Annotated in this window: 7 protein-coding genes; all 7 read right to left on the minus strand. The window is 59.8% G+C overall.

Features of this window, described 5'->3' with window-relative positions:
* Window positions 1-41: 41 nt before the first annotated feature.
* Window positions 42-1,166 (minus strand): DUF3322 domain-containing protein, encoded by a 1,125-nt coding sequence (locus QP922_RS02865; protein ID WP_284807831.1) that lies wholly within the window; start codon window positions 1,164-1,166, stop codon window positions 42-44.
* Complete coding sequence (locus QP922_RS02870; RefSeq protein WP_284807832.1) at window positions 1,159-4,557, minus strand: ATP-binding protein; 3,399 nt, start codon at window positions 4,555-4,557, stop codon at window positions 1,159-1,161. The genes QP922_RS02865 and QP922_RS02870 overlap by 8 nt, the downstream gene beginning before the upstream one ends.
* Complete coding sequence (locus QP922_RS02875) at window positions 4,550-5,215, minus strand: DUF4194 domain-containing protein (protein ID WP_284807833.1); 666 nt, start codon at window positions 5,213-5,215, stop codon at window positions 4,550-4,552. Before QP922_RS02875 ends, QP922_RS02870 begins: the two co-directional genes overlap by 8 nt.
* Window positions 5,212-6,684: a DUF3375 domain-containing protein gene (locus QP922_RS02880; protein ID WP_284807834.1), complete on the minus strand. Its 1,473-nt coding sequence runs from the start codon at window positions 6,682-6,684 to the stop codon at window positions 5,212-5,214. Before QP922_RS02880 ends, QP922_RS02875 begins: the two co-directional genes overlap by 4 nt.
* A 137-nt stretch (window positions 6,685-6,821) precedes the next feature.
* Window positions 6,822-7,055 (minus strand): hypothetical protein, encoded by a 234-nt coding sequence (locus QP922_RS02885; protein WP_284807835.1) that lies wholly within the window; start codon window positions 7,053-7,055, stop codon window positions 6,822-6,824.
* Entirely contained in the window at window positions 7,048-7,923 is an 876-nt protein-coding gene (locus tag QP922_RS02890; RefSeq protein WP_350309347.1) for a RelA/SpoT-related domain-containing protein, read from the minus strand. The genes QP922_RS02885 and QP922_RS02890 overlap by 8 nt, the downstream gene beginning before the upstream one ends.
* 122 nt (window positions 7,924-8,045) lie before the next feature.
* Window positions 8,046-10,310 (minus strand): DEAD/DEAH box helicase, encoded by a 2,265-nt coding sequence (locus QP922_RS02895; RefSeq protein ID WP_284807836.1) that lies wholly within the window; start codon window positions 10,308-10,310, stop codon window positions 8,046-8,048.
* Between the last annotated feature and the right edge of the window lie 307 nt (window positions 10,311-10,617).

The following is a 10,617-nucleotide window of genomic DNA, read 5'->3' on the forward strand; positions in this document are numbered from 1 at the left end:
TGAATCAGAATTGAGTCAATATGATTCAGGGTGTCTGATGGTCAGGGGCAAGCTTTCCTAATTGCTGTGTTTGCATGCGCAAACGGAATCCGCTCCTGCTCAATGCGTAACCGGCCCGCGGTGAAGAGAAGTCGGTAGGCGCGTTGCTCTTCGGTGGTGAGATGAGTGAGGGTGGCGGAGCCGTCGCCGGGGTCGGGGACGGCCAGGTGCTGGAATGCGGTGACGGTGGCGGTGTCCATGAGCAGTGACTTCGTGTGGGGGAAGTGGGCACGCACGGCGTTGAGGATGGCAAAGCCGGCGGCATCGAGGTCGCCCCAGTAGGTGATGTCGGCGCGGTGCAGCCAGCTGAGTGCGTGGAGTTGGTGGGCGGCGGTGCCGGAGCCGAGGAGCGCGATGGTGGGAGGGGAGGCGTTGGCAAGCGTGGGCAGGGCTAAGAAGGTCTGCTTGTTTTCCACGATGAGTACCCGGGGCGGGGTGTCGGGGAAGAGCTCGGCAGCGTTGGCGAGGGGGATTTCGATATCGGAGAGTGCTGGTGCGTGGTTGAGGTAGCGCAGGCGCAGGCGGGTGTCGCTGCGGCGCAGGCCCAAGTCCGTGATACCGAAGGGGGCGAGGAGCGTCAGCAGCAGGCGGCGGTGGTTGCCAATCCATTTCCCGTCCACGCCTTCGACCGGCACGGCGCGCTCCCACTCGCCGGAATGGGGGTTTGCGCGCAGCCAGGTCAGGCACGGCCCCAGACAGCGCAGTTCATAGGCGCGTAAATCCTTCCACTGGTTGTAGGAGCGGTGGACGGCATGGGTGAAGTCCGGGGCGTCCGGGAAGACGGCGGCGATGTCCTGGGCGCGCTGCCGGGCGGTGGAGTACTCGCGTTCCAAGCCCGCGGCGGTGGCGATGCGTTCAGCGCCGGTGAGGACTACGCGGGTGGGCACATCGTTGGCGCCTAGGCCCGTGCGGGACCAATTACGAGTTTCATAGATGACTTCGTCCTGGTGCGGCCAGCGCTGCCAGGCGCGGATGAAGTCTTGGGTGGTGCCGATATCGCGGGCGGCGGCCGCGGCTGTAGGCGGGTGCAGGGGCCACGCCAGGTGCAGCGAATCTGGTTCGGCGAGCGCTTTGGCAAAGTGGTTGCGCAGGTACTTTTCCGCATGCACCTGCAGGTCTTTAGGCATCCGCATCGGCGGGCTCCTCGGGGCGGGGCTGTTCGGGTTCGGGGGTGGAGAGTGTGGAGGCGTCGATAAGCGAATAGCCCGTGCGTGCCTGCGGGCGGCCGTTGATGAGGGGCTCGTCGTAATTGACCACGATGGTGCCATCCACGTAGGGGGAGAGCGTCTGGATGAGCTTGAAAGGCGTGGCCAGAATCATGTGGAAACCAAAGGAAGCAAAGACGGACATGGCCGTGCGGGTAAAGGTGGGATCGGCGCGGTCAAAAGCCTCATCCAAGATGATGGAGCCATAGGTGGGCACGTCCTGGTCCGGCTCCGCCAGGCGGAAGCGCAGGGCCGCTGCCAGACAGAAGAAGACGAGCTTTTGCGCCTGGCCGCCGGAGAGCGAGGCGGAATCCTGATAGGTATTGGCTGTGGTGCCGTCGGGGTAGCACTCGCGGCCGATGAAGCTGACGTGGCGGCGGGTATCCAAGACCACGTTGCGCCAGCGGATATCCTCTGGGTGGCTAGAGCCTAGTCGGCTCAAAATCTTGTCCAGGGCGTGGTAGCGCTGCAGGGCGGCATCGTGCTCATCCTCGCTGATTTCGGCCAGGCTGTGGGAGGTAGCTGCATCCAGGTCCCTCTGGAAGTCTTGGACCACCTGGCCGCGGGCGTCCTTGACGTCAATGCGCAGGGTGCGCTCACCGTTGAAGGGCGAGCGCTCCAGGGACTTGTTGATGAATTCCATGCGCGTTTCAATATCGCTGCGCGCATGGCGCAGGGAGGAGGCCAGGTGGGAGAGGTTCTGAATGGTCTGGCCGTTGAGCAGCTCCAGGAAGCGGGCGCGGAAGTCTGCCAGGCGGTCAGCTCGTAGGTACTTCAGCTTCTCTATGCCTTCGCCGGCGAAGCTGGCCTGCGGTTCCAGGTCGGCGGCTTCTGCCGGCCACTGGGACAGGTAGGCGTGGAGGACGGAGACGATCTTGCCGTTGGCCTCCTCGATGCGGCGTGTGGCTGCGCGGGCGGCGTCCTGCAGGTCAGCCTGGACTTCATCGCGTCGGGCATCGATGTTATCGATGGTCAGCGTGCGCTTGCCCTTGTGCAAGGCCTCTTCGACGGCTTTCGCTATGTCCTTGTCGGCGATCTCCTGCACGGTACCGATGACGCAGCGGCGCTCGGTCGAGCGCTTCAGCTCGCCTTCGACGTCACCGAGGTGTTTCTGTGCCTGGTTGAGCCGGGTGCGGGCAGCCTCCAGTTTTTCCTTCGCGTGCTGATGGGCGGTGGCTAAGGCTTGGGCCTCCGGGGAGGATGCCAGGGAATCGAATTGCGCTTGCAGGTCCTGCTTGCGGGCTTTCGCGGAGGCAGTGTCTATGTCCTGGAACTTCGTGTCCAGCACCTGCTGAGCCTTATCGCGCTGGGTGCGCAGGATGTCCATCTTCCGGTTGAGGTTATGGACCTGCCGGGCCGTGGCGCTGGCGGTGGCTTTGGCTTGTGCCAACTGGGAGCGCAGTAGCTCAATCTTGGCGGTATTGGTGGAGCCCACCCGGTACCATGCGGTACCGGAAAAGCGCTTGCGGTCATCCTTGATAAAACGCGTGGAGCCGTCCTTGTCCTTGGGGCGGCTTTCCAGGCCATCGCGGGTAACGGCCGGAGTTTGGGTGACATTGTCTAGTTCCGCTACTGATTCCACGCATTCATAGTTGAAGCGGTGGGAAATGTGTTGGCGTACCCACGCCGTCATGGGGTGATCCTGGAATTCCAGCTTGTGGATGAGCTGCCGCGGGCTGCGCGCGGAGGCTGGCGCCGACGTGAACTCCGGGATGGTGCGGTATTCCAGACGGGTACCCACGTTGCGGGAGTTGACCCACTGGTTAATGGCTTGCCGCGCGTCCTCAGGCACGAGCAGCGTAGCGGCGAAGCCGTGCAGTAGCTTTTGGATGACTGGCTCCCAGTCCGCCTGCTTTGGGCTGATGTCGATGAGTTCGCCGGCGAAGGGAAGCTCGGATTCGGCGTAGCCGGTATCGCGGGCAAGTTGGGAGCGCAGCTCCACCAGAGCCTTGTCGATGTTGGTGCGCCGCGAGCTAAAAGAGCGCAGCTCGCTATCGAGCCGGGCGCAGGCGGTGGCCGCATCGCGGGCGGCCACGCCGGCTTCCTGCTGCTGATCCGTCAGATCGGCGGAGTCGGTCTCGAAGTCGGAGAGGCGCAGCTTAGCGTTGGCCTGCAGCTCTGCGAATCCTTGCGGGCTGAGCTCATAGTGTTCGGTCCACTCGCCCACGGCAGCGGCAAGACGCTGAAACTCCTTGGAGCGGTGCTCGATCTCTATGTCGGCAGTCTCCATCTTGGCGCGCAGGGCATCGAGCTCGCCGGCGCTGAGTTGGGAGACGGCCATCGCGGCGCGGCGCTCCGCATCATCGAGGTGTGCGACGTCAGCCTCGAGGGATTCCACTTCGGATTGGGCTTCTACCTGCTGGGCGCTCAGCGCACGGATGCGGGAGTCCAGTTCTTCAGCCACCAGGCGGGCGCGCACGGCCGGCAGCGCCTCGTTCATGGCCTCGGCTTTGTGCTTATCTGCCTCCGCGGATGCGCGCTGGGCATGCAGCTGGGGTAGGGGAGCGAGCGTATCAATCTGGGCCTTGACGTCTTCGACCCGCAGGTACGCCTGGCGCAGATCCTCAAATTGCTCCACGGCCTCCTCCGCTCTGGAGAAGGTCGAGGGCTTGTCCAGCATGTAGTCCCGGAAGAGCTGATCCAGGCTGGAGAGCGACTTCGCGGACTGCGTTCGGTGGAGTAGAAGCTGGCCCTCCACGTTCTTGATGCCGAGGCGTTTGCGGAAGCGATCCGCAAACGTGGCATATGTCGGCGTAAAGGACGCGCCGGGGCCCTTGTATAGGGCTTTGATCTTGCGGGTGTCCAGACTGCGGGTGAGCAAGGGGCTGAGCTTATCGACGTCCTCATCACCCGGCACCAGCCCATACAGCTTCTTGATCTGGCCTACTGAGTTCTCACCGCCGTTGAGGCGGAAGATAGCAATGAGCGTGTGCTTCTTGCCCGCGCCATTGTCGTAGGTCAGAGCAACCACCGAGTTGGTAGCGCCTTCTCGCAGGTACTCGGGGGCGATTTCACCGGTCTGCGCGTTTTCTTGCTGCCGCCAGGCACCGCGCACATAGGAGACCAGGCTGCGCCCATTGTGCCGGCCGAGGTCCTGCTGCGACGCCGCGTTGAATTTCAGATGGCTCTGTGGAACCAAGACTGCCGACATCGCGTCCAGCAGCGTGGACTTGCCGGAGCCCGAACCGCCGGTGATGAGAAAGCCTTTGCGCGCCACCGGGATGGAAAAGTAGCCGTGGAAGGTGCCCCAGTTGATCAGCTGAATGCGGCTGATGCGGAATTGGCCGGGGTACAGGCTGGTGTGGCTAGTCATCGGAAGCCTCCTCCTTTTCCTCGTCTACCTGCTCTTCATCGGCCTGTGCTAGGCGGGCGTACTCGTCGCGGATGGCGGTGACGGTGGAGGCGTCGAAAAGCTGGCGTAGCACCGGTGAGACCTCGAAGCGCCCTTCGGTCTCGGTAGCGCTCAGCAGTGAGTAGTCGTTCTGAATGCGTTTGATGGCCGCGTTGAAGCGGCGGTTGAAACCGGCTTCATCGCGGTTGTCCACCGCGCGGACGTAACCGATTCCCTCCCGGAGGTCCTCGATGTCCACGATGACCCGCTCGCCGGGCAATGCAAGCCCTAGCTCTTGGCGCAGATTCAGCAGGATGGCGGTGTCGATGTGCTTGAGCTTATCCGTGCGCAGCACCTGCGGGATGCTTAAGGTTTCTTCCTCCACCATCCGGGTAAACGCGAAGCCTTCGGTCTCGTCCACGACGAGTTCTAAGAACACCTCATGCAACCGGGCGCGGAGGTTCTCCTCATCCGAGATGATGGCGGCCCACAGCACCGGTTCCTTCTGCGCGCGAATGAGCGGGCCCTGCAGGAGCTGCACTAATGCGCGCCGCGAATGGTAGGTCAGCGAGCCTTTATCGTGTTCCCACAGCGGTGGCTCGTGGGCGGAATCGACGCGGGGAGTGTGTGCGGCGGTCACTGTAGCTCCTTAACGGTGGTGTGATCGAAATACAGGGTAGGGATGTTGGCGGAGCGCACGGTGCCGTCCTCCTCGGTCCACGTGACTTTCTCACGCGATGGACGCAGCACGGGCACTGGGTGCTGGTCGGCGATGTGCACTAAGCCCACTACGCTGGCAAGGCCCTGGGTTGGGGGATGGGCTTGCAGCACCTGGCCAATCGTGCAGGGGCCGGATTGAGCGACGGCTGAGCGTATCGCCTCGTGCAATTCCTCGAAGTCAATCTCCGATTCGCGCACCAGCTCATACAAGGCTTGCGGGTCTTCTGCGTCCGGTTGGTATGCCACCGGGGTTTCCTCCACGACTTCCCGTCCCGGGTTGGCCAGGCGGATGCGGGAGACGGAATGAATCGACATACCGATGCGCTGCAGTGGTGTCTCCATCCGGTGAAAGGCCTTGAGCTCGGAGTTCTGCGCGGCATCGATAGCCATGCCGCGGGCTTCCCGCAGTAGTTCAATCATGCGCCGGTCCTCCGCGAACTGCTCGGAGGAAACGTAGTTGCGCAGGCTGCGGGCCAGCCCCGTCATGGTCTGGTTGACCTCGAAGCTGGTGTCCTCCATATCGCGAAAAAGCCTGCGCAGCTGCTGCCTCCGGTCCGACGCCAGCGCCTGTCCGGCCTCGCTGTCGAGGACCTCCGTGATCCACTGGTCCAACCAGGCGCTGCGCTCCCTATCCATCAAGAGGGAATAGAAGCCGCGGAAACTGCGCCCGGCGTCCGACTCCGCAATGTGGTCCACGCCGTTGAAGATCTCCTCCAGCACTTCGCCGCGATAGCCCTCTGGATCCAAAAGCTGACGGCGCAGCTGGTGGTTGAGGGCCTCGAGCTCGTGGCGCACTCGGGCGAAATCGCTCGGCACGGCCATGGCCATGTTCAGCACGTCTTGGACGCGTTCTTCTGCTTCCGTGGCAGTGAGCCTTTCGAACTGCCTGCGGCGGACTTTCACAATCTCACGGTCGATGCGGTCGCGCTCTTCCTCCAAGCTGGCCACGCGGCTGGCGATGTCTTCGTTCGTATCCCGCGCTAGCCTTTGCAGCGCGGAGCTAATCGATTCCACGCGTGACGCCGTCACCGTGGTCACTGGCACTTCCCAGCGCTCAATGGCTTCGAGCGCGGACAGGGCCTCCTCGCTGGGTTCGAGCGTTTCGCCGTGGGAGCTCTTTCCGGATTTTCTGATGAGCCACCCAGCCTTGACCCAGTCATTGCAGTAATTCTGCGGCGTGCGGGGCATGGAAAATTCGCTGGCTAGCACCTCGAAATCGGTGACCATGAGCTCATACACCTCCGCCGCCGGGCGTGCCCTGGTGCCACGCGGGAAGTACTCCGCGATCAACGCCAGAATCACGGGCGCGTTATCCGCGGCCAGGAGCCGGATCGCGGCGGAATCGCGCATCAAACGCCGCAGCGATAGGGCACGTGCTTCAACAGACATGTCTTGATTCTGACAGGTGTGCCGGACATGCGCAGCGAAGACTGGCTCAAATATTCGAAGCCCGCTTTCTGGCATACGACCTGCAGAGTGCAGGTCGAAATAATCACGCCCATGGAGGCGGCGTCATGAGTGGAGCTTTAGGCTGCGTCCGCCTGGTCGCCTTCTATCTCAACGCTGCCCATGAAATACCGGGAATGAGACTTTTTCAAGGATTCCAGGGAAGGCGCTGAAATATGGGCGATCTCAATATCAGGATCGTCGATTGCTGCTTCGCGGCGGAGGCGTTCCTTAAGCGCTTGAGTCGAGTCCGAGAATTGTTTGATGAAAGACTCGCCTGAGCGACGTTTGTAAGTGATTATGAAATCAGTCATTAATCTGTTCGCTTTCGATTGGCAGGCTAGGAAGGGCGTCTTGTAGTTTTCTCAGCGCTTTGAGGGTGTCATTGTTGTTTTCAGCAGTGTCTGCTAATTCTAACTCATAGTTCGCTATGCGCATGTAGAACTTGGCTCGTTCTCTGTGTACCCGTGGGTCCACCGGGATAGCTCGTGATGTCGAAGTTATTGACTGCAAACCGCTCTGTGCTGCTTCGTATCCCTCTTCCAGATCGGTCTCTATGTTGTAGAACCTGTCCGAGATTTCGAGCAAGTTTGCCCAAATAGATTGCAAGTCCGGATTCGCTGGGCGGTAGTCATCTTCGTAGCGAATTCGTCGACCGGTAAGGTCTGCCAGTTTTTCAAATGTATTCGCCCATTCGGCTTGGAGCTGGGTACGCAATTGAATCTCCACGCGACCGGTAGGTTTGCTGGTAATCCATATATGCATCGCACGGTATCCTCGCTGGGGATTAGAGAGATAGTCCTTGATGGTTACTTCGGCATTGACTTTCTTGACTAGAACCTCGATAGCCTTGGCAATATCTAGCAGGACAGAGTGAGTCGCGCCCAGATCGAAACGAACACCGGCGAAGTCTTGCATCGCCGATAAGCGGGATCCTCTGTTTAATTTGTCTGCGATGGATGACCTAGTCTTGACTCGGGCAGATTGTACTGCCTCGAAAGGCCCTCGACCGTCAGCGTCTATGGATTGAACCGCAGACGAAACGAGCTTCGTAGTTTCGTCTTTGATCCATTCGTACCAAGCGATGATTTCTTCTTGGCAATCGGGCGGTGTACTGCGCTTTCCTACATAGAACTCCCCCAACTTATCAATTTGTGAATTTGAGAAGGGACGCTTTTGCAAAGGAACGTGGCGTCTGTACTTGTTTCATTGCTCATTTTTAACCTTTCCCCCGAGCAACGCACAATGATTTCAGTTGTGCACAGCCCCTAATCTAGTAGCAATCAGTCAATCATGGGGCAGTTCTAACTGTTGTTGCGAGTGAACCCCTGCTTGGCAATGGTGGAGCTTCTCTTTCTGAAGGCTGTGGCAAGGGCAGGGACGTTGGGATCTAGAAAGTCGTGGACGGTGGCAGAGATGCTCTCTTTGTCCTCGGTATCGCGAGTGACTCGGCCGACCTGCTGAACGACAACGCCACGAAAGCTTACTGGGGCGGCCAGCACAAGAGTATCCAGCGCGGGAAGATCAATGCCTTCGCCCGCTACCTGGGACATGGCCAATAAGACGAAATGCGGTGTTGTAGCAAGCTGCTCACGGACGGCCTGCCGTTCTGTGGCCTTTTGTCCGCCGTGGAGCTGGAGGACGGGGAAGGGGGCGTCGGCAAGCAAAGCATGGAGAGCTGAGAGGTGTTCGCGTCTTTTCACCAGGACGAGGACAGTGTGCCCGTCCTGCGCGGCTCGTGCGATGACATCGGCGATGAGTTGGTTGCGGCGCGTGTCCGCAGCCAGAGCCGAGTCGAGGTCGGGCCAGAACAGGTAAGGAGCATCGTAAGTGAACTCCGTGTTGTGGACTACATAGTTGCGGCGCCCAGGGCGTTCGAGTTCGACGGTATGGCGGATAGGGCCACAAATGAGGGGAAGTAGCTTGTCAAGGCCGTCAGAGCGGTACGGGGTGGCGGTCATGCCGAGCATAAAACGAACATTGAGGTGTGCGAGGACGTTGGTTAAGCCCGCAGCGCCGACTCGGTGGCATTCGTCAACGATGATCTGCCCATAGGCAGAGAGAAAATCAGTCTTGGAATCATTACGGCTAATGGACTGGGCTGTGACAATGTCTACCACGCCGCTGAGCTTCTTCTTGGCGCCCGAGTATTGTCCGACGTGAACATCAGGGAGAAATTGTTTGAGAGCTTGGCGCCATTGGGTAGCAAGTTCTCTCGATGGAACGATCACCGCAGTGGGGACTGAACGCTGGGCGATGATTGCACATGCCATGACGGTCTTTCCAGTGCCCGGAGGTGCTATAAGCATTCCAGACTTGTACTTGAGCATTTGTGTGACAGCGGACTGTTGGTATGGACGTAGTTCGCCGACGAATGATGCATCGATGCGCCGAGGCTTGGGCGTTCGGCTGCGGCGGGTGACGGTATATCCGGCAGCCTTCAAGATATCGAGGACGTCATCGAGCGTGCCGCGGTCTAGCGTGAGGATTTGGTCTTTTTCATCAAAACGAACGATGAGCCGCGGTGTCCCGAAAGTGGAGAAGCGCTGAGCTTGCTTGATGTAGAACTGCGGGTTGGCAATCGCACCTAAGTGCCGCAGGGCTGTGCGAGTGGTGGCGTCGACGTTCGACAAATCGACGTGGACATGTGAATCGTGCGTGACACGAACCTTTCCGGAGGCCTTGAGCTTCTTCAGCGCTTCGCGGGTGGGCGCTTGAGGAAGGGATGTCTCAGGATCGGGCTGAAGCTCAGCGTAAATTCTTTTGAGTTCGGAGAGCGTCGACTTCTTCGTCCCCGCAAGAGCCTCGAATTGGTCGGACAATGCCTGGAATTCGCAGTCGACGAAAACTGTTGTGCCTTCGGATCGATGGTGGCCAGCCAACGGGAGGGCAATCAGGTTACCGAAACCGCGTCCTTTCGCCGGCAGCGTGTCTTGTGACGGAAAGAAGCGGTCGAAACTGGAGAAGTAGGAATCCGGACTAGCTTTGGCAAGAAGTCCGATGCCAACCGATCGGGCAAGGCTTGCAGGGATGGGTTCCTCGAAAAAGAGCCAAACATGAGCTCCGTTTCCGGAGCGCGAAACTTCTATGAGTGGATCGAGGCCTTGGTTCTTGCATTCTTCGGCGTAGGCGCGGGCGGCTTGTTTGAAGTCGTCATCATCAAAATCGCAGCACAATAACCGGCAGCTATCATCTGTACACAGTGGATAAAGCCCGACGTGGAAGTGGTTGTCTCGGCGCAAATGCCCTTCGATCACCTTCGGAGTTAAGGGCTTCAGGTCTGGGTTTCTTCGGTCATAGTAGCCATTGCTAGCCGGGTACCATGCCTTCTTCTCCGCAGAGTTTTTGGCTACTGCGTAGACATCTGTCCTCCCCGAGAAGTAGTCCATGAAGAGCGCAATTTTCTCATCCGGTGAGCGCTTTTCGGAATTAATGTTAGCCGTCGGCGCCATGTCTGCGGGACTAGGGCGCGAGGGAGTATCACCGAGGGCCTCCAGCAGCTGGGCTACCTGGGATTCCAATTCGCTAACGCGAGTCTCAAGCGCTCGGAGGCGTTCCTGTTCAGTCATGGTGCGTGTTCCTTATGCGTCGGAACTAGTCTATAAGACGGCATGCGGCTAAAAGCCGTGTCGGCTTGGCGTTTTCCTACTTAGAATAATCGCACGACGAGCCTGCTACCGGAACGTTGTCGCCTGGAGCCGCGTAGGTTCCAGAGCTTTGTGGAGGGCCTTCAGGGCGCAGAGATGGAGAGCGTGCCTTAACAGTCAAGCCTTGATTCTGACAGGTGTGCCGGATATACTGAGGTTACCCTCGTTTAGTGGACACCCTATTTGTACGGATCTTGTGTCCGTGGGAGAGGATGTTCATTGTGAGTCA

The sequence above is a fragment of the Corynebacterium sp. MSK218 genome (assembly GCF_030232655.1).
In the GTDB taxonomy this organism is placed as follows: domain Bacteria; phylum Actinomycetota; class Actinomycetes; order Mycobacteriales; family Mycobacteriaceae; genus Corynebacterium.